Here is a 20,094-nt window from a genome sequence, read left to right as displayed (position 1 = left end):
TCAGGTGGCGGCGAGGATCTCGTCGCCGATGACGGTGAGCTGGTCGGCGCCGACCTCGACGGCCGCCATGTAGTGGCGCAACCAGGAGCGCAGCCCGTCCGGGGTGCCGGTGGCGAAGGCGCCGGCCGAGCCGACGTACTCCGGCTCCCGCTCGCGGTGCCCGACGTCGACGGCGAGCAGGCCACGCGGGTCGAGGCCGCTGGCGAGCAGCACCAGCCGGGCGGCACCCCGGGCCACCACGCCGGACGGCCCGGCGAACGGACGCAGGTTCAACAACTCCCCGTGTACGACGGCAGCCAGCACCAGCGGCGACACCTTCGTGCCACCGGCGACCAGTCCGGCAAGCCCATCCAGCCGCGTGGCGACCACGGGATCGGCCACCGGGCGGCCGAGCTCGGCTTCCGGCACCAACTCCCGGGCGGCGAGGACGTGCAGCTTCGCGAGAGCCTGCCGGGGGGCCTTCGGCCAGAGTTCACTCAGGCCGGGCAGCGCCCCGGCGACCCGCAGCGCCCCCTGGAGCAGCGGGTCGGTGACCGTGCCGGCGCGGACCGCCTCGCGTTCGTGCACGGCCCCTTCGAGGGCGGCGCTGGCCACTGCGGAGCGCAGGCTGACCTCGGCCGCGACCTGACCACCGTGCCGGCGCAGCGCGCGGTGCCCGAGCGCCTGGTCGAACCGCTCGCGAGCCTGCTCGACAGCAGCGGCGATGTCGGCGAGCGCGAGCAGCGGGGCGAGCGGATCGGTGGTCACCCCCGTCACGCTAGCGACCCCGCCCGGCCGGTCGGGCCGCACCCGGCCGCAACGCGACCCGGACCACCCACCCCGGGCGCACACCGGAGCCGGCGCCCAGCCGCGGCGTCCAGCCCGCACCCCACCCGAGTCGACGTCTCGCCTTGATCAACACGAGTTTGGTGAATTCGGGGTATCCCATCGGCTCCGACACCGCGATTTCAATAAACCCGTGTTGATCAAGGCCGCCGGGCGCGTGGTGAGGGCCGCTCGGCGCGAGGGGGCGGGCAGCGGTCGCCCGTCGAGGGTCCCCCGACTACCCTCGTGCCAACGCAGGTCACCCCGAGGACCAGGTCACCCCGAGGACGAGGAGTCACGGCATGAGCGAGGCATTGGCAAATCTGCTGAACGAGACGCGCCAGTTCCCCCCGCCGGCCGAACTTGCCGCGCACGCCAACGTCACCGTCGACGCGTACGCCGAGGCCCAGACCGACCGGCTCGCCTTCTGGGCGAAGCAGGCCGACCGTCTGGCCTGGTCGAAGAAGTGGGACGAGGTGCTCGACTGGTCGAACCCGCCGTTCGCGAAGTGGTTCGTGGGCGGGCAGCTCAACGTGGCGTACAACTGCCTCGACCGGCACGTCGAGGCGGGGCTCGGCGACAAGGTCGCGATCCACTGGGAGGGCGAGCCGGGCGACACCCGCACCCTCACGTACGCCGATCTGCACGAGCTGACCTGCCGGGCGGCGAACGCGCTCACCGACCTGGGGGTGACCGCCGGCGACCGGGTGGCGATCTACCTGCCGATGATCCCGGAGGCGGCGGTGGCCATGTTGGCGTGCGCCCGGGTCGGCGCGGCGCACAGCGTGGTCTTCGGCGGCTTCTCGGCCGACTCGCTGAGCAACCGCATCCAGGACGCCAGCGCCAAGGTGGTGATCACCGCGGATGGCGGTTACCGGCGGGGCAAGCCGTCGGCGCTGAAGCCCACAGTGGACGAGGCGGTCGCGAACAGCCCGTCGGTGGAGCACGTGCTGGTGGTCCGCCGCACCGGCGAGGACGTCGCGTGGTCGGACAAGGACCACTGGTGGCACGAGACGGTGGAGACCGCGTCGCCCGAGCACACCGCTCAGCCGTTCGACTCCGAGCACCCGCTGTTCATCCTCTACACCAGCGGCACCACGGCCCGGCCGAAAGGCATCCTGCACACCACCGGCGGCTACCTCACCCAGGCCTCGTACACGACGCACGCGGTCTTCGACCTGAAGCCGGAGACGGACGTCTACTGGTGCACGGCGGACATCGGCTGGGTCACCGGGCACTCCTACATCGTGTACGGGCCGCTCTCCAACGGCGCCACCCAGGTCATGTACGAGGGCACCCCGGACACCCCGCACAAGGGCCGGTTCTGGGAGATCGTCGACAAGTACCGGGTGAGCATCCTGTACACCGCGCCCACCCTGATCCGCACGATGATGAAGTGGGGCGAGGACATCCCCGCCGGCTTCGACCTGTCCTCGCTGCGCCTGCTGGGCAGCGTCGGTGAGCCGATCAACCCCGAGGCCTGGATGTGGTACAGGCAGTACGTCGGCCGGGGCGAGCTACCCGTGGTGGACACCTGGTGGCAGACCGAGACCGGCGCCATCATGATCTCCCCGCTGCCGGGTGTGACCGCGGCCAAGCCGGGTTCGGCGATGACCCCGCTGCCGGGCATCGTGGCCGACGTGGTGGACGACCAGGGCCAGTCGGTGCCGAACGGTGGTGGCGGCTACCTGGTGCTGCGCGAGCCGTGGCCGTCGATGCTGCGCACCATCTGGGGTGACGACGACCGGTTCATCGACACGTACTGGTCGCGGTTCGAGGGCATGTACTTCGCCGGTGACGGGGCGAAGAAGGACGACGACGGGCACATCTGGCTGCTCGGCCGGGTGGACGACGTGATGCTGGTGTCCGGGCACAACATCTCGACCACCGAGGTGGAGTCGGCGTTGGTGTCGCACCCGTCGGTGGCCGAGGCGGCGGTGGTCGGTGCGACCGACCCGACGACCGGTCAGGCGATCGTCGCGTTCGCCATCCCGCGCGGCAGCACGGACATCGCCGGCGAGGCCGGTGAGCAGCTCATCGCCGACCTGCGCAACCACGTGTCGAAGACGCTCGGCCCGATCGCCAAGCCCCGGCAGATCATGCTGGTGGCGGAGCTGCCGAAGACCCGCTCCGGCAAGATCATGCGCCGGTTGCTGCGGGACGTGGCGGAGAACCGGTCGCTGGGCGACGTCACCACCCTGCAGGACTCGTCGGTGATGGACCTGATCTCCTCGGGGATGAGCGGCACCAAGTCCGACGAGGACTGACGGCAGGCGTACACATCGGAGGGTGGCGGTCCGTGCGGACCGCCACCCTCCGTCATTTTCTTACGGGTACGGCACGCACGGCCTGGCCAGTGTCACATCGGTCGGTCGGTGGAGCCGGGGGAGCTGAACGGACACACGAGGCGGACCACCCCTGTCCTTTCGGCCGGTTGTGATTTAGGTTCACGCAGGTTGGCAGAGTTCGACGCTCATCGCATCGATGGTCGGCCACGCCAACGTCCTCCTCCCCATGCCCGAGAAATGGAGCGGCATGAACCACAAACCGCAGTCCGGGGCGCGCCGACGACTACTCGTCGCGCTACCCGCCATCGCCCTCGCGGCCACGTCACTGACCGTGACCGGCAGTGCGGCGGCCCAGTCGTCCTCCCCCACCCCCCGGGCGGTGATCGGGGCCGACGAGCACTACATCAACTACGCCGAGCCCGAGGTGCAGCCGGACACCACCGGCCGTGAGGTCAAGGGCAAGGGTGGCGTCTACACCCCGGCCGTGGAGTCCGCGCGCGAGTTCGACCAGAAGCACGCCCGGGGCAACCCGGTGACCGCGCGGCAGCTCGCCAAGGACGAAGCCCGGTCGCTCAAGACGGGCAAGAACCCCCGGCAGTTCAAGAAGTCGCCGACCACCCAGACGGCGAAGCTGCTCACGCTGCTGGTGGAGTTCAACGACAAGGCCAACGACGACTTCACCGGCGTGATGGTCCCGAAGACGGTGTTCGAGGACCGGACGTGTGTGCCCGGCACCGTGCAGAACGGCCCGAAGCACAACAACATCCCGAACCCGGCGACCCTGCCCCACGAGGACAACAACTCGATGTGGGTGCCGGACTTCTCGCCGTCGCACTACAACAAGATGCTCTACAGCAAGAAGGGCATCACCGAGCGGGTCCGCACCGACCTGCGGGGCCCGGACGGCAGGAAGGGTGTCGACCTCTCCGGCCGCACCATGCACAACATGTACCTGGAGATGTCCAAGAACGCGTACACGGTGGACGGGCAGGCCAGCCCGTGGATCACCGTGCCGCACTCGGAGGGCTGGTACGCCGCCAACCGCTGCTTCCAGGACGAGACCGGCGCCTGGGTCCCCGGCCGTGAGCAGTCCATGAACGGCCACCCGGACAACCCGGCCGGCGCGGGCCGCCTGGCGACCGACGCGATCGACGCGCTCGTCGCGAAGGACCCGAGCTTCCCGTGGGCCGACTACGACATCGAGGACCAGGCCGACCGCGACGGTGACGGCAACGTCTACGAGCCGGACGGTGTGATCGACCACCTCGTGCTGGTGCACGCCGGTCAGGGCAAGTCGCGCGGCGGCGGCGCCGAGGGCGTGTACGCCGTGTGGGCGCACTCCTCCACGGTCGCCGGTGGTTACACCATCCCGGGCACCAACCTCAAGGCGTCGAACTACATCGTGCAGCCCGAGGACGCCGGTGTCGGGGTCTTCGCCCACGAGTTCGGCCACGACCTGGGCCTGCCGGACCTCTACGACACGTCCGGCAACGCCGACTCCGACGTGGACTTCTGGGACCTGATGGCCTCGGGATCGCACTCCGGTGAGATCTTCCAGGCGCTGCCCACGCACATGGGCATCTGGGACAAGTGGGTGCTCGGCTGGGCCGACCCGCTGACCATCCGCCCCGGGTCGAACCCCCGCGAGGTGAAGCTCGGCCAGACGTCGCGTACCCCGATCGACTCCGAGGACGGCATCAAGGTCGACCTGCCGGACAAGGTGACGACGCTGGCCACCCCGCACAGCGGCACCAAGATGTGGCACAGCAACAACGACCAGGAGTGGGCCGACGTCAAGCTCAGCCGCTCGGTCGACGTGCCGGCGGCAGCGGACTCGAAGTTCTGGATGTGGAACAACTACATCATCGAGGAGGACTGGGACTACGGCTTCGTCGAGCTCTCGACCGACGGCGGTACGACCTGGACCGAGCAGAAGGTGTACGACGAGGGTGGCACTGTGGTCACCACGCCGGACGGCTACCCGGACCCGAACGGCCGGATGAACGACTTCGGCGGCAAGAAGTACGGCCTGACCGGCAGCACGAACGGCTGGCGCCACGACTACGTCGACCTGTCGGCGTACGCGGGCACGACCGTGCAGCTGCGGTTGCGCCAGGCCACCGACGAGGCGTTCGAGGAGCGCAACTGGTTCGTCGACGACTTCTCGGTCACCGGCGGCGGCGCCACCACGTGGAGTGACGACGTCGAGGGCGGCGCCAACGGCTGGACGGCCACCGGTGGCACCTTCGTGGACACCACCGGCGGGGGCTGGAAGATCTCCAGCGGCACCGAGGTCCACGCCCAGTTCTACCTGGCGGAGTGGCGCAACTTCGACGGCTTCGACAAGGGCCTGAAGTACGCCTACGACACCATCTACTCGCACGACGCGTGGAAGGTCGACCGGATCTCCTACAACGCGCCGGGCATGCTGGTCTGGTACCGGGACAGCGCTCTCGGCGACGTCAACCACGTCACCGGGCAGATGACCGCGCTGCCCAGCTACGGCGCGAAGGGTGGGTTGCTCATCGTCGACTCGCACTTCGACCCGTACCGACGTACCGGTGAGGCGGCGGTGAAGGACCCGTCGGTGACGGACAACCTGCCCAGCCGTCCGCAGTCGGCCAACGCGGCCTTCTCGCTGAACAAGACGTACCCCTTCACCGAGTGCCTGGAGGCGGCGGACGAGCCGTACAGCGCGTACTGCACGAAGTTCAAGGCGCAGGCGCCGGTGAAGAGCTTCACGGACGCCAAGACCTGGTACCCGGGCATCGAGATGCGCGACGGGGCCCCGTACGCGCGGGACAACGACGCCTCGGTGGTGGTGCCGTCGCGGAACAACGCGCCGTACACCACCCGGGTCACCCACCCGGACGGCAGCCCGGCACCGGAGTTCTACGGCACGACCCTCGGCGGTGGCGCGATCGTGCTGGGCACCGGTAACCCCGGCGACCAGGGCGTGAACTACGGCGTCTCGCTCACCATCAAGAAGGCGGCACGGGACAACTCGTCCGCCACGATCTTCGTCACCCCGGCGAGGAAGTAACGGTTTCGCGCATCAACAACTGATGGTGGGGCCGGTGGCGGAGACGCCGCCGGCCCCACTGTCGTACATCGATCAAGCTGATCGAAATGAATCGTTGTATACGACGGTTTCGGCGTCCTCGCTGGTCAGCGTGGCTGCTGAAGCCCGGGTGTGTGACGGTGAAAAGCATTCCCAACAAAATCTTGCAACAAATCGACGCGTGCATCTTCCCACCCGTCCCGGCAGTGTCTATGTTCACCATTGGTCCCACTAGTGGGATCGATCTCCCACCGGCCCGTACCCCCGTTGGGTCGGTTCCCTCACACCGGAGGTACCACGTGCGCAAAGTCGCAGTGGGTCTGCTCGGGCTCTCACTGACGGCGACAGGCCTGGCTTTCGGCCCGTCCGCCTCGGCGGCGCCTCAGCCCAAACTGCCGGTAGCAGCACCGGCCGCTGCCGAACCGCAGGCGTTGCAGGACGAACTCCCCGACAAGCTCGAGGACAAGCGCCGCGCGTTGCGTCAGCAGGGTCTCAGCGATGTGCTGAGCGGTCGCAGCAAGCCGATTCAGCGCAACGGAAGCACTGTCGTCAAGGTCGGTCAGGTCGGCAAGGCGGGCACCAACGCCAACGCCCGTTCCGCAGCCGCCGCCCAGCCGACCCAGGATCAGTACGTCGAGCTCCAGCGGGAGCGCACCGACAAGATCTTCGTGATCCTGGCCGAGTTCGGTGACGAGCGACACCCGTCCTACCCGGACAAGGACATGAACCCGGACATCGCCGGACCGGCGACGTTCGACGGTCCGCTGCACAACAAGATCCCGGAGCCGAACCGGGCGGTCGACAACTCCACCATCTGGCAGCCGGACTTCAGCCCGGAGCACTTCCGCCAGATCTACTTCGGCACCAACCCGGGCGACGAGTCGCTCAAGCAGTACTACGAGGCTCAGTCCTCGGGTCGCTACACCGTCGAGGGTGAGGTGACCGACTGGGTCAAGGTCCGGTACAACGAGGCCCGCTACGGTCGTTCCGACGACCCGAAGGCCGACGACGACCCGACCGGCGACCCCGCCGTCTGCGGCGACAACGTCTGCTCGAACACCTGGGCCCTGATCCGCGACGCCGCGAACCAGTGGGTCGTCGACCAGAAGGCCAAGGGCCGCACGGACGCGCAGATCGCCGCGGAGATGAAGTCCTTCGACCAGTGGGACCGCTTCGACTTCGACGGTGACGGCGACTTCAACGAGTCGGACGGCTACATCGACCACTTCCAGATCGTCCACTCCGGCGGCGACCAGGCCGACGGTGACCCGCAGCAGGGTGAGGACGCCATCTGGAGCCACCGTTGGTCGGCGTTCAACAGCTCGCCCGTGGGCCCGCCGAACTTCCCGATCGGCGGCACCCAGATCGGCAACACCGGCGTCTGGATCCGCGACTACACGATCCAGCCGGAAAACGGCGGCCGCAGCGTCTTCTACCACGAGTACGGCCACGACCTGGGCCTGCCGGACGACTACGGACCGGCGGACAACAACAACGAGCACTGGACCCTGATGGCCCAGAGCCGGCTCGGCGCGAAGAACGACCCGGCCATCGGTGACCGTGGCGGCGACCTCGGCGCGTGGAACAAGCTCCAGCTCGGCTGGCTCGACTACGAGGTGGTCGTGGCGGGGCAGAAGCGCACGCTGGACCTCGGCCCGCAGGAGTACAACTCGGAGAAGGCACAGGCCGCCGTGGTGGTGCTTCCCCAGCGGGAGTACACGTTCAACTACGGCGCACCGTTCGAAGGATCGAAGCAGTACTTCTCCGGTAACGAGGACGACCTCGACAGCAAGATGACGAGGACGTTCGACCTCACCGGCAAGTCTGCGGCGGCGATGTCGCTCAAGGGCAAGTACAGCATCGAGGCCGGCTACGACTACCTCTACTTCGAGGCGTCGACCGACGGCGGTCAGACCTGGACCGACCTGGACGGCACGGTCGGCGGCAAGCCGATCGGCGTCGACGGCGCAGGTCGTCCGGCCCTCGCCGGCAGCAGCAATGGCGCCTGGGCTGACATCAACATCCCGCTGACCTCGGTCGCCGGCAAGGTGGCTCAGGTTCGCCTGCACTACGTCACCGACGGTGGTGTCTCCGAGGGCGGCTTCTTCGGTGACGCGATCACCGTGACCGCCGACGGTCAGACCGTGCTCAGCGACGGTGCCGAGACCGACGCGGGTTGGGCTCTGGAGAAGTTCGAGGTGGTCGGGGCGACCTACACCCGGCTGTTCGACAACTACTACATCGCCGGCAACCGGTCGTACGTCTCGTACGACAAGTACCTGAAGACCGGCCCGTACTTCTTCGGCTACGCGAACACCCGCCCGGACTGGGTGGACCACTACGCGTACCAGGAGGGCCTGCTCATCTCGTACTGGAACACGCGGTTCTCCGACAACAACACCGCTCCGGTTTCGCCCAGCAACCCGGGTGGTCACCCGGGTGAGGGTCGGAACCTGTACATCGACGCGCACCCGCGCCCGATCTACAACCTGACCGGTGCTCCGTGGCGCGCCCGGGTCCAGGTGTACGACGCACCGTTCAGCCTCAAGAAGGCTGACTCGTTCACGCTGCACCTCAACAGCCAGCCGCAGTACATCCGCGGTCAGGCCGCTGAGCCCGTGTTCAACGACACCAAGAAGTACTTCTACGAGGAGCTGCCGAACCACGGCGTCAAGCTCCCCGCAGCCGGTGTCAAGATCGAGGTCAAGGAGCAGAACGGCACCTCGATGAAGATCCGGATCAGCTGACCACTGATTCAGCAACACCCAGCGGCGCCCGGGCGGGTCACCTGCCCGGGCGCCGCGCTTTGTCCCATCGACAGGCGGAACCCGGCGACCTGCTGGAACGTCCCATCACCGTGCACCTCCCCTCACGCGTCACCCTCCTCGCCGCGCTCCTTCTGCTGCCCCTGACCGCGTGCGCCGACCCGGAGGGCGCCGGTCCCCTGGCTGCTCCCTCGGCTTCCGACACCCCGACGGCGGACGCACCCACCCCCGGCGCACCCAGGCCCGCCCAGCCCGCAGCCCCGCCCTCACGGGCCTTCACGCCGCCGCTGTCGCGCACACTCCCGCCATCCATCGGCACTCCGCCAAAGCCGCCCAAGCCGACACCGCCGACCGACCTACGAGACAGCGGCCTGATCGCGGGCCACATCACCCGGGGCGGTTCCGGCCCCTGCTACGGCCTCGTGGCCGAGGACGGCCGCGCGTACGCCCTGCACGGCCCGGGTGCCGGCAACCTGACCGAGGGAAGCTTCGTCACCCTCCGCGTCGTCTCCCGGTCGTCCGACATCGACTGCGGCCCGGGCATCCGCGTCAGCATCGTCGCGCCGTGACACAGCGACCCGCCACCTACCGCCGGTAGGGGACAACCCGGGCTTCTCCCTGTTCAACGCGACCACCGGGGCCGTCAGCGGCAACCGGGCCCTAGGCTGTCTGCCATGACCGACCAGCGCGGCGGAGCCGTCGACGAGTCCTGTGTCCTCACCGAGGGGCCGTGGACGCACCGCTTCGTCGGCGCCAACGGCAGCCGGTTCCATGTGGTCGAGGCCGGCACCGGCCCGATGGTGCTCTTCCTGCACGGCTTTCCGGAGCACTGGTGGGCGTGGCACCAGATGCTCCCGGCGGTCGCCGACGCCGGCTTCCGGGCGGTCGCCGTCGACCTGCGCGGTTACGGCGCCAGCGACAAACCACCCCGGGGGTACGACGGCTACACCCTCGCCGCCGACATCGCCGGATTGATCCGGGCGCTCGGTGAACGGTCGGCGACGATCGTCGGCAGCGGCCTCGGTGGCATGGTTGCCTGGACGGTGGCCTCGTTCCACCCGTCCCTGGTCCGCCGGCTCGTGGTGCTGGGGGCACCGCACCCGCTGCGGCTGCGCACCGCCACCTTCGCCGACCCGCGCGGGCAGTTCGCCGCCTCCACCCTGGCGCTGAAGTTCCAGCTACCCCGCTACGAGCACGTGCTGACCCGGGACGGCGCGGCGGCCATCGGGGAGATCCTGCACCGCTGGGGCGGGCCGCGCTGGGTGGCCGGGTCGGACTTCGAGGCGTACGCCGAGCGGTGTCGGGAGGCGATGTGCATCCCGCAGGCCGCGTTCTGCGCCCTGGAGGGATACCGCTGGGCGTTCCGTTCGCTGCTGCGGCTGCACGGCTACCGGTTCATCCGCCTCATGCAGAAGCCGCTGTCCACTCCGACCCTGCAACTGCACGGCGCACTGGACGTCGCCTCCTTGCCGCGCACCGCCCTGGGCTCCGGCCGCTACGTCGTCGCCCCGTACGAGTGGCGGCTGCTCGACGGGGTGGGGCACTTCCCGCACCTGGAGGCACCGGAGCTGGTGCTCGGCGAAATCCTGCGCTGGGCCAAGACCTGACCGGTCAGACCCGCTGCTCCCGCAGGTCGGTGACCTCGGCGGCCGGTGCCCAACCCTGGTAGACGCCGAAGTCGAAGACCTCCAGCCGCATCGCCTCCGCCACCGGCCAGCGGCCACCGGTGTATTCCACCCGCAGCCAGGCGTCGTGCTCGCCGAGCACGATGAATGGCTGCCCCTGCCACGTGCAGGTGGTGCGCACGTACGCCAGATCCTCGATGTCGCTCGCCGGTAGCACCCGGACGTACCGGCCCGCGCGGACCTCCTCGAAGCCCTCGCCCGGCTCGGGCTGGTAGAGGCGGACGTTGTCGCCGTCCGGGCTGGCCTGGTATTCCCGGCCCTGCCAACGGGCCACGTAACCGTCGCGCATCACGCCTCCCCGACCCGTCGCCAGACCACCGCGTCGGTGTCGAGCTCTGCGATGACCCGCTCGGTGCCGTCCGCACCGACCCGCCACAGCTGCGCGCCGTGCGGGAGGCGCGCGCTGTCCACCTTGAACTCGGCCACCACGTCGCTGCTCTCACCCGGGGCGAAGCCGTTGCCCCGGAACGGCGGGCGCTCGATGACCCAGCCCTCCATGGCCCGCATCGCCGGCTCGTTCTGACCGCCGTACGGGATCCGGTAGAGGCTCGGCCGGTGCGCCGGCCAGCGCAGCACGTAGATCTCCTCGGCGTCGCGGGAGAACGGGGATCCGGGGTAGCTGAGGCCGAGCGCGTCGTGCACCTGAGCCGGCGTGGTCAGGTGCGCCAGCTCACCGGCCCGGTGCACGAAGCCGGAGACCCGGTCGTAGCCCCGATCCAGGTAGTAGGCGAGCTGGCTGGGCGCGATCGCCTTCTGCATGACAGTCGGTCGGGTCGGGTCGACAGCCGCCGGAGCGTACCGGGGGCGGGCGGCGGGTTCCGCCACGGCCGGCGCCTCCTCCTGGTCCACCTCCAGGTCGTCACCGAGCCCGACCTCGGCAGCCCAGTTGGCCAACGCGATGATCTGCTCGCCGGGCAACTTGGCACCGACCGGGGTGCCCGGGTTGACGGCGAACGACCAGTCTTCGTCCGGCCAGCGCCGGATCAGTTGGGCGAACTTCACCCGGACCGTGTCGACGTCGCCCTCGAAGTGGTCGGCGAGGCGCTCCGGCGACGTGTAGACCACCACGTACGTCTCGCCGTCGAGTTGTGCCGTACGCCAGACGAAGCCCGCATCGCCGGGGCGGCTTCCCCGCAGCGATTCGGGTGCCGCCGGCAGCAGGACACGGGCCAGCAGCAGGGTGGACAGGAACGTGTCGGTGCTGCCGGAGCCGGCGGCGCCGAGCAGGTCCTCCTCGACCGTGTTGGCCGGGTCGAACTCGACCACCGCCGGTTCGTCGGCCGGCGGGCGCTGCCCGTCACCGCCCTCGTTGGTGGCGCTCTCGCTGGTCGGATCCGTGCTGGTCACGCCGACCGACGGGCTGTCGGTGTCGGCGCGGTCGGCACCGACCGGGTCGCCGGCGCGGACGTCGGTGTGCACACCGCCCACGTCGCCGTCCTCCGCCGGACCTGTGGGGCGGGCGGTGGACGGGCCCGGGGCGGGGTGCGCGGGGACGAACGACGCCGGACCGGACGGGCGGGGACCGGCAGACGACGGCTCGAACAGACCCGGCCCGGAGTGCGTCGTGCCGAACGGTGGCGGGGCGGTCTCGGCGGGGCGGGGCCCTCGGGGAGGGGCGGCCGGGCCGCTGGTCTCGACCGGGTCGGTGAGGTCGCGGGACTCGATGATGGTGCCCTCGATGACGATGGGCGTGAAGCCGCGGCGCGGTGCGGGCGGACCGGAGACCGGTTCCGCGGCCGACACCTCCTCCACCGGGGCGAACCGGTTCGGCAGGTCGCGGGGAATCGCCTGGGTCTCGTCCGCCGGCGGGCTCGGCCGTGCCGACGACCGGGTCGCCGGGGACTCACCGGTCATCCGGAAGGCGCGGGTGACCTCCTCCGCCGCCGGGTCGGGCCGGCGGGGAGGCAGCGGCTGGGTGACTTCCTCACCGGGTGCCGGTGCGCGTACCCCTCGGGACGTGCCGAGGTCGCCCGCCGGCTGCCGAAGTGGCCGGGTGGCGTCCGGATCCGCCATCGGGAAGGCCCGGGTCGCGTTCTCGTCGGCGGGCCCGTCGGCGGGACGGCGGCGTGGGAACGGCTGGCTGCCTCGCCCGAAGCGCGTCGGTGGTGCCGCCCGGTCGCCGGGGCGGCCCCCACTCGCGTTCGGGTCCGCTGCCCGGTCCCGGACGGGGGTCGGTTCGAAAAAGGAACGTCGAGCGGCCTGGGGACCGCCGTTGCCGTTGCCCCCGGTCAGGCCGTCGTCGCCCGGCCGGTCCGCCGCCGGCCAGCCCGCGCCGGGCCTCGACTGGTCGGCAGTGGGACGTTCGGCGGGCGTCAAGGGTGCGAACCGGGACGGGCGAGCGGAGCGGGGAAGGGCGCCGGTGCCCGGCAGGCCGGGTCGCGGCGGCTCGGTCGGGGGGCGCTGACCGGCGGCCGGCAGGTTCTCCTCGCCGGGTCGGCGGGACGGATCAGCGGGGCCGGGCGTCCAGGGCGCCGGGGCAGCGACCCGAGGCGACACACCCTGCGGGGGCCTCCGAGGGGAGACCGACGCAGAGGGGACCGCAGCGGGCGGCACCGCAGCGAGCGGGCTCGGGGCGAGCGGGCTCGGCGCAGGCGGAACCGGGGCAGGCCGACCTGGGGCGGCCGGGGCCGGCGGGACCGGCGGGACCGGCTCGGACCCGGGCGACGACGTACCCGCCCCGGAGGGCCGACCAGCGGCTGGTGCGGTGTCCCGGCCGGGCGGGCCGGTCCGGCTGCGGGCGAGGGTTTCGACCCGCTCCAGGCGGGCGCGGGCACCCATGGCGCGGCCGGGCAGTCGCACGTCGCCACGGGAGAGTTGAGCCACGAACCAGGCCGGCAGGTAGCCCTCGATCGGCAGACCGGGGTTGACCGCGAGCCACCACTCGTGGTTTGGCCAGCCGACGGCGAGGTCGGCGAAGGGGACACGTCGGTTGCTGCCGGGGTGATCGCCGAGGCAGGCCCGCAGTGCGGCCGCGGAGGTGAAGGCCAGGACATGCGTCCGGCCGCCGGTGGTCCAGGTGCCCCAGCCGGCAGGTGGCTGGCCGGGTTGCGTCGGGGCGGCGACCGGCAACAGCAGATCCGTGCGGGACAGGAGTCGGAAGTAAAGCTCCTGGTCGTTGGCGCGCAGCGCGTCGCGCATCGCCACCTCGGCCTCCGTGGCCGGCTCCCATGCGGTCACGGCCACCTCCCCTTCCGAGAACAGGCCACAGGTATCGCGTACAACCTACAAGGTGGTACCAAGATCACAATGGCTGGCCGTCGGCGGCCCGCCGGGGCGCGGATGAGGCGATAACATCCCGTCCCGGAGCCGACACGATACGGAGGCTGTCGATGTCCCGATCGATCGCGCGCCCGGTCCTCGCAGGTCTGGCCGCCGGCCTGTTGACCGTACCGGGCCTCCCGACCGTCCCCACCACCGCCAGGCTCCGTGCGGCACCGGTCTGTGCGACCCCGCTCGCCCCGGCCCGACCGGTCACGGCAGCACCCTGGCCACAGCAACGGTACGACCCCGCCCGGCTCGCGCCGCTGGCCACCGGCGCCGGGGTGACCGTCGCGGTGGTCGACTCCGGGGTGGACCGGGCGCACCCCCAACTGGCCGAACGCGTGCTGGCCGGCACCGACCTGCTCGACCCCGGCGGGGACGGCAGTCGGGACTGCGCCGGGCACGGCACCGGCGTGGCGAGCATCATCGCGGCGACACCCCGCGCAGGGGTCGCCTTCCACGGTCTCGCACCGGATGCCCGGATCCTGCCGGTGCGGGTGAGTGAGCAGCAGGTGGTGCAGGGGCGGGAATCGGGGCGAACGGTCAGCGCCGACGAGTTCGCACAGGCCATCCGCTGGGCCGTCGATCACGACGCCGACGTGGTGAACCTGTCCGTGGTGCTGTACGCGGACGACCCGGAGGTCCGCTCGGCCGTGCGGTATGCGGTCGACCGGGACGTGGTGCTGGTGGCCGCCGCCGGCAACCTGCACGACAGCGGTGACCCTCAACCGTTTCCCGCCGGCTACGACGGGGTGCTCGGCGTGGGGGCGATCGGGGCGGACGGTGGACGGGCGACGTTCTCGCAGACCGGGCCGTACGTCGACCTGGTCGCGCCGGGCAGCGAGGTGCTGACCGCCGCCCCCGGCGCGGGCCACCATCAGGTCGAGGGCACCAGCTACGCGGCACCCTTCGTGGCCGCCACCGCCGCGTTGCTGCGCCAGTATCGACCGGAGTTGACCGCCGCCCAGGTGGCGGAGCGGATCATCGCCACCGCCGATCCAGCTCCCGGCGCGGGCCACGGCGGCGGGTACGGCGCCGGCGTGCTGAACCCGTACCGGGCGGTCACCGAGACCAGCGGCAGCCGTGCGGGGGGCCCTCGACCGGTCACCGCGCTCGCCGACGACCGGCCCGACCCGGCGGTGCTCGCCCACCGGGCCCGACGGGCGACGGCACGGGACCGGGCCCTGCTGGTCGGTGCGGTGGTCGGCACGACGGCGGCCACCGTGGTGCTGCTCGCCCTGGTGCTGCCCCGTGGTGCCCGCCGACGCTGGCGCCCAGCCGGCCAGGCCTGATCCGACCAGCCCACCGCCCTGGCCGCCGCGTGGCGGCGGCCGGGGCACCGACCTGGACATGGTCAGCGCTCCCGGCCCACCGCGCTCACTGGAACAGCCCGGCGTTTTTCTTTTCGGTGTCCAGATAGTCGTTGGCGGAGTCGCCCACCGCCAACTTGATGTCCCGCAGCATCGCCTGGAGGTCCTGCGAGGCGGAGCGCCACCGCGCCTGCCGCTGCTCGTAGGCCTCGCGGGCCTCGCCCGTCCAGCTCGCCACCAGTGGAGCGGCGTCCCGCTCAAGCTGACCGAGTTGCGAGTCGAGCCTGTTCAGGGCCTTGTGGATGTCGGCGCCGGCCTGCTGAAGCGCGGCGAAGTTGACGACCAGCACACCATGGTCCATCGGATGTCCTTCCCGGGCGGGATCAGAGCGGCAGCTGGATGCCGCCGCGGTTGGTGCCGGCTACCCGGCTGGCCACCTCGTCGTCGGAGGCGTCGTACTGCCGGCCGGCGGTGCGGATCGCGCCGGCGGTCTCCCGCAGCGCCCTGTGCAGCACCGCCTGGTCCTGTGACCACTGCTGCTTGACCTGCTCGAACGATCGGCCGCCTGCGCCACGCCAGGCCTGCTGCAACACCTCCAGCTCGGCCAGCAGGCCGGTCAGCATGGACTGCAACGACTGGTCCACCTGCTCGAACTTCGCGGCGGTCTGCTGCATCACCGCGGCTTCTGCCTGCGTCTGGGACACCCCGATGTCACCTCGTCTCTCTGATCGCGCCTGGCCCTCGAACGCGCCCGCCCTGGGGGCGCGTCGTTCGCTTGGCCCGGTCGTCGAGCACTGAGACACGGGTCAGCGACGAACTCCGTGGCTGACGGTAGCGATCCCGTAGCAGTTCTGCTACCCCCCGCCTCTCCCCTGTGGACAACCACGGCAGCCATCGGTCACTTACGATGTGCTGCAGCCACGTCGCGGCGCGTGACGGGCCGTCCGAGGGCGGCCGACCGCCCGACCCGGTCCCGACTGATCGAGGAGGCGCGGTGCCGGCGATCACCACCGGAGGGCCGCACCCGGCGACACCGGTGAGGTCAGGGCCGGGTGCCGTCCCCCGGGCGATCGGGCCGGGTGCGCCGGGCCAACCCCCCGACCGCAGCCCAGGCTCGGCCGATCAGCGCGCACCGCGTCGGCGCTCGCCGTTGCGCCGCTGGGCGTCGCCCGCTCCGCGCACCCGTGCAGGGGTGCGGGCCGGTCAACTGGTCGCCACGCAGGTCGCGACGGCGCTCGTCCTCACCGCCCTCGGCCGGCCCGCACCGGTCACCGCGGCCGCCGCACTGGTCGCGGTGCTGCTGGTGGCCGTCGCCGTGCTCCGGGTCCGGGGCCGGTGGCTCTTCGAGTGGTTGGGCACCGCCGCCGGGCATCTGACCCGTCGTCGGGAGCTGACCGGGCCGGCCGGAGCGGCCGACCTGCTCGACCTCGTCGCACCTGGCACCGTCGTCCAGTCGACCGAGCTGACCGGCGGGCCCGCGGCGGTGCTGGAGGACACCGAGGGCATGGTGGTGCTCCTGGAGCTCGGGGACCCCGGCGATCTGCTCGGCGACGCGTCCCGGGCCATCCCGGCGCCGTCCATGTTGCTGCCCCAGACCGGGCCGCACACGCCCCCGCTGCGGGTCCAACTGCTGTTCAATGGATCACCGGCACCGGTGCCGGCCGCGGGTGGCACCGTCGGGACGTCGTACCGGCAGCTCACCGACGGGCGGCTCGCCGGGCGGGAACGGGCGGTGCTGGCGGTACGGGTGCTGCGCGTCGACGGCTGGTCCGAGGAGGACCTGCGCCGGGTGCTCGCCGGCACCGTACGCCGGATCGTCCGCCGGCTCGGGTCGCTGACCGCGCGGCCGCTCGGCGTGCCGGCGGCGCTGTGCGTCCTGGGCGAGCTGGCCCATCACGACGGCGACCGGGTCCGGGAGTCCTGGCCGGCGCTCCGGTCCGGCACCCTGATCCAGGCCACCTTCCGGCTGATCCGGTGGCCGGAAGGCACAGGTGCACGGCGGCTGGTGCCCCGGCTGCTCGCGCTCCCGGCAACCGCGACGACGGTGTCGATCTCCGCAGGGCCGGCGCCGGTCGCCGGCGCCGGGTTGCCGACCGAGCTGACCGTACGTCTGGCCGCTCAGACGGCGACCGAGCTGACCGTGGCCGCCGAGGCCCTGGAGCGCCTGGTGAACGACCTGGGCGGGGAGCTGCGGCGGCTCGACGGCGCACACCTGGGCGGGCTTGCCGCCACGCTGCCGTTGGCGTTGACCACCCGGGAAGCGCAGCCCCGCCCCGCACTGGACGACTGGGATCTCACTCTGGGCGATGCCGGGATGATGGTCGGCACCAACCGGCACGGCGGGGCGGTCACCGTCCGACTGTTCCGGCCGGAGAGCACCCGGGTGCTGCTGGTCGGTGGGGTGCGCGCCGCCCAGTTGGTGTCCCTGCGCGCCCTGGCGCTCGGTGCCCTGGTGGTCGTGCAGACCTCCCGACCGCGCGCCTGGGAGCCGTTCGTCCGGGGGGTGGGCGCACCGGGCGGGACGATCCCGTTGATCCCACCCGGTCGACCGGTGGCCGACGGGGTGGGCAGCGCGCTGCGCCCGTTGCTGCTGGTCGTCGACGCCGGGTCGGTGCCGGCCGATGCCGAGCCGGGCCCGCCGTGGCGCGCCACTCTGGTGGTACGCGACGAGCTGACCCCAGCGGACGTGGACGCGTTGAGCCGGGTCGACCTGGCGCTGCTGCAACCGCTGAGCGTCGCCGAGGCCGCGCTGGCCGGCACCGCGCTGGGGCTGGGTGGGTCGGCCGAGTGGTTGACCCGGATCCGGGACGACATGGTGGCCGTGGTCAACCGGCGGGCGCTCCGCTGGGCTCTGCTCTCCCCCACGCCGATCGAGTCGCAACTGATCGGGCGTCCGGCGCGCGGCTGATCCGCCGTGGTGGTCACCTGGCGGGTTACGTGGGTGCGTGGTCCGTGGCACGATCCCCGCCATGGGTTTTCTGAAAGGTCTGCTGATTCGGCTGGCCAGCACAGCGCTGGCTTTCTGGCTGGCCACACTCCTCATTCCGGGCATCTCTCTGGAGTCGAACTCCGCTGGAGAGACGGTGACCACGCTGCTCCTGGTGGCGGTGATCTTCGGCGTGGTCAACGCGGTTCTCCAGCCGCTCATCAAGACGGTCGGCTGCGGCTTCTACCTGCTGACCCTCGGTCTCATCGCGCTGGTGGTGAACGGGCTGCTGTTCCTGCTCACCAGCTGGATCGCCGACCAGGCCGGGCTGCCGTTCACCGTGGACGGTTTCTGGCCGGCCGCTGTGCTCGGTGCCCTCTTCGTGAGCATCGTGACCTGGATCCTGGGCGCCGTCCTCGACCGGGACTGACCGCCGAACGCACCGGCCCGCCCGGGGCTCCGGCCGGGGCCCGGGCAGGCCGGTGACCAGAGTTCGGGAATTGGCCGGCACGGGTCCCCACCTGGGCGGTTAGCGTCGCATCGTGTTCACGCTGACCCGCACCGACGGCTATCTGCTCAGCACCGACCCGGCCCTGCTCGACCTGGGCCTGGTGCACCACTGGTTGTCCACCGACGCGTACTGGGCACTCGGACGCGACCGGGACACCGTCGACCGGGCGTTCGCCGGCTCCCTGCCGTTCGGCGTCTACCGGCCCGAGGACGGCTGCCAGGTCGCGGTGGCCAGGGTGGTCACCGACCGGGCCACCTTCGCCTGGCTCTGCGACGTGTACGTCGACCGCGCCGCCCGTGGTCGCGGGTTGGGCGGGTGGTTGGCCGGCGCGGCCCGCGACCACCTGGACGAGCTGGGCGTACGCCGGATCCTGCTGGCCACGAACGACGCACATCAGGTGTACGCGCGGGTGGGCTTCACGCCGCTCGACGTGCCCGAGCGGTGGATGAACCTCGACCGGCGAATCCCGGTGACCCCGGTCACCGGAAAGGAACAAAGGGACGGTACGCCCCTTACGGTGGAGGCGTGACGCCTCTCCGCCTGGGATACCTCTACGGCCTCGGCGCGTACCTGCTCTGGGGTTTCTTCCCGCTCTACCTGAAGCTGTTGCGGCCCGCCGGCCCGCTGGAGATCCTGGCCCACCGGATCGTCTGGTCGGTGGTGTTCGTGGCCCTGCTGCTGGCCGCTCTGCGCAACGTCGGCTTCCTGCGGGCGCTGCTGCGTCGGCCCTGGGCGATGGCCGGGATGGTCGCCGCCGCCGCGCTGATCGCTGTCAACTGGGGCACCTACATCTACGGTGTCAATTCCGACCGGGTGGTGGAGACCGCGCTCGGCTACTTCATCAACCCGCTGGTCGTGGTGCTGCTCGGGGTGACGGTGCTGCGGGAGCGGCTACGCCCGGCGCAGTGGGCGGCGCTGGGGATCGGCGCGTCGGCGGTCGCGGTGCTCACCGTGGACTACGGCCGGTTGCCCTGGCTGGCGTTGACCCTGGCGTTCAGCTTCGCCGGCTACGGCCTGGTCAAGAAGCGGCTGGGGCTGCCGCCGGCGGAAGGGCTCTTCGTCGAGTCGGCGGTGCTGGCGCTGCCGGCGCTGGGTTACCTCGCCTGGCTGATGGCGAGAGCCGATTCGACGTTCGGGCACGTCTCGGCCGGGCACACCGCACTGTTGGTGCTGGCCGGTGCGGCCACGGCGATCCCGCTGCTGATGTTCGCCGGGGCGGCCAACCGGCTGCCGCTGAGCAGCCTCGGCATGGTCCAGTACCTGGCACCGATCCTTCAGCTCGGCTGCGGCGTGCTGATCTTCCACGAGCCCATGCCACCGGCCCGCCTCGCCGGCTTCGCGCTGGTCTGGCTCGCCCTGATCGTCTTCACCGCTGACGCGGTGCGCAACTCCCGCCGCACGCGAGCGCACCGACCCGAACCTACGGTCGATCATGGAGTTGGGGTGCCCGCCCGGCCATAGTTCGGGGGATTTGTCACCCACC

At 71.3% G+C, this 20,094-nt stretch carries 15 protein-coding genes; 10 read left to right on the top strand and 5 right to left on the bottom strand.

All coding sequences use genetic code 11. From position 1 onward, the window contains the following. On the bottom strand, positions 1 to 747 hold the full coding sequence (locus tag HNR22_RS21150) for a Fic family protein (protein ID WP_179781795.1): 747 nt from the start codon (positions 745 to 747) through the stop codon (positions 1 to 3). Positions 748 to 1,106: 359 nt separating this feature from the next. Here HNR22_RS21150 and acs point away from each other — a divergent pair, with 359 nt between their 5' ends. From acs to HNR22_RS21125, 5 genes are all read left to right on the top strand, one after another. Then, entirely contained in the window at positions 1,107 to 3,071 is a 1,965-nt protein-coding gene (acs, locus tag HNR22_RS21145; protein ID WP_179781794.1) for an acetate--CoA ligase, read from the top strand. A gap of 268 nt (positions 3,072 to 3,339) precedes the next feature. Continuing rightward, positions 3,340 to 6,135, top strand: coding sequence for an immune inhibitor A domain-containing protein (locus HNR22_RS21140; protein WP_246380966.1), 2,796 nt, complete (start codon positions 3,340 to 3,342; stop codon positions 6,133 to 6,135). A 332-nt stretch (positions 6,136 to 6,467) separates the two neighbouring features. Next, a complete protein-coding gene (locus HNR22_RS21135) occupies positions 6,468 to 8,900 on the top strand; it encodes an immune inhibitor A domain-containing protein (protein WP_179783655.1) in 2,433 nt (810 codons plus the stop codon). Positions 8,901 to 8,959: 59 nt separating this feature from the next. Beyond that, a complete protein-coding gene (locus HNR22_RS21130) occupies positions 8,960 to 9,487 on the top strand; it encodes a hypothetical protein (RefSeq protein WP_179781792.1) in 528 nt (175 codons plus the stop codon). Positions 9,488 to 9,592: 105 nt separating this feature from the next. Beyond that, positions 9,593 to 10,525, top strand: coding sequence for an alpha/beta fold hydrolase (locus HNR22_RS21125; RefSeq protein WP_179781791.1), 933 nt, complete (start codon positions 9,593 to 9,595; stop codon positions 10,523 to 10,525). A 4-nt stretch (positions 10,526 to 10,529) separates the two neighbouring features. Here HNR22_RS21125 and HNR22_RS21120 read toward each other — a convergent pair whose 3' ends face one another. Together HNR22_RS21120 and HNR22_RS21115 are read right to left on the bottom strand one after the other, a co-directional pair. Continuing rightward, positions 10,530 to 10,895, bottom strand: coding sequence for a hypothetical protein (locus HNR22_RS21120; RefSeq protein WP_179781790.1), 366 nt, complete (start codon positions 10,893 to 10,895; stop codon positions 10,530 to 10,532). Further along, positions 10,892 to 13,780, bottom strand: a complete 2,889-nt coding sequence (locus HNR22_RS21115; RefSeq protein ID WP_179781789.1) for an SseB family protein — start codon at positions 13,778 to 13,780, stop codon at positions 10,892 to 10,894. The genes HNR22_RS21120 and HNR22_RS21115 overlap by 4 nt, the downstream gene beginning before the upstream one ends. Positions 13,781 to 13,932: 152 nt before the next feature. Here HNR22_RS21115 and mycP point away from each other — a divergent pair, with 152 nt between their 5' ends. Continuing rightward, positions 13,933 to 15,156, top strand: coding sequence for a type VII secretion-associated serine protease mycosin (mycP, locus tag HNR22_RS21110; RefSeq protein WP_179781788.1), 1,224 nt, complete (start codon positions 13,933 to 13,935; stop codon positions 15,154 to 15,156). Positions 15,157 to 15,241: 85 nt separating this feature from the next. Here the strand turns inward: mycP and HNR22_RS21105 are convergent, their stop codons facing one another. After that, entirely contained in the window at positions 15,242 to 15,535 is a 294-nt protein-coding gene (locus tag HNR22_RS21105) for a WXG100 family type VII secretion target (RefSeq protein ID WP_179781787.1), read from the bottom strand. Between the two features lie 22 nt (positions 15,536 to 15,557). Next, on the bottom strand, positions 15,558 to 15,878 hold the full coding sequence (locus HNR22_RS21100; protein ID WP_179781786.1) for a WXG100 family type VII secretion target: 321 nt from the start codon (positions 15,876 to 15,878) through the stop codon (positions 15,558 to 15,560). A 365-nt stretch (positions 15,879 to 16,243) separates the two neighbouring features. Between HNR22_RS21100 and eccE the strand changes: the two genes are divergently transcribed. The 4 genes from eccE to rarD all read left to right on the top strand — a co-directional run bounded on the left by eccE (position 16,244) and on the right by rarD (position 20,072). Beyond that, positions 16,244 to 18,082, top strand: a complete 1,839-nt coding sequence (eccE, locus tag HNR22_RS21095; RefSeq protein ID WP_425488109.1) for a type VII secretion protein EccE — start codon at positions 16,244 to 16,246, stop codon at positions 18,080 to 18,082. Between the two features lie 61 nt (positions 18,083 to 18,143). Beyond that, entirely contained in the window at positions 18,144 to 18,530 is a 387-nt protein-coding gene (locus tag HNR22_RS21090; protein ID WP_088951145.1) for a phage holin family protein, read from the top strand. Between the two features lie 112 nt (positions 18,531 to 18,642). Next, positions 18,643 to 19,140: a GNAT family N-acetyltransferase gene (locus tag HNR22_RS21085; RefSeq protein ID WP_179781785.1), complete on the top strand. Its 498-nt coding sequence runs from the start codon at positions 18,643 to 18,645 to the stop codon at positions 19,138 to 19,140. Beyond that, a complete protein-coding gene (gene rarD, locus HNR22_RS21080) occupies positions 19,137 to 20,072 on the top strand; it encodes an EamA family transporter RarD (RefSeq protein ID WP_179781784.1) in 936 nt (311 codons plus the stop codon). Before HNR22_RS21085 ends, rarD begins: the two co-directional genes overlap by 4 nt. Positions 20,073 to 20,094: the final 22 nt, after the last annotated feature.

It is taken from the genome of Micromonospora jinlongensis (assembly GCF_013410645.1).
Classification (GTDB): Bacteria; Actinomycetota; Actinomycetes; order Mycobacteriales; family Micromonosporaceae; genus Micromonospora; species Micromonospora zamorensis.
This window is presented reverse-complemented; position numbering and strand designations above follow the sequence as displayed.

Excerpts from the sequence above, each read along its gene's own strand:
- HNR22_RS21090 (WP_088951145.1), top strand. The coding sequence starts at position 18,144 with ATGGGTTTTCTGAAAGGTCTGCTGATTCGGCTGGCCAGCACAGCGCTG.
- acs (WP_179781794.1), top strand. The coding sequence starts at position 1,107 with ATGAGCGAGGCATTGGCAAATCTGCTGAACGAGACGCGCCAGTTCCCC.
- HNR22_RS21125 (WP_179781791.1), top strand. The coding sequence starts at position 9,593 with ATGACCGACCAGCGCGGCGGAGCCGTCGACGAGTCCTGTGTCCTCACC.
- HNR22_RS21105 (WP_179781787.1), bottom strand. The coding sequence starts at position 15,535 with ATGGACCATGGTGTGCTGGTCGTCAACTTCGCCGCGCTTCAGCAGGCC.
- mycP (WP_179781788.1), top strand. The coding sequence starts at position 13,933 with ATGTCCCGATCGATCGCGCGCCCGGTCCTCGCAGGTCTGGCCGCCGGC.
- HNR22_RS21140 (WP_246380966.1), top strand. The coding sequence starts at position 3,340 with ATGAACCACAAACCGCAGTCCGGGGCGCGCCGACGACTACTCGTCGCG.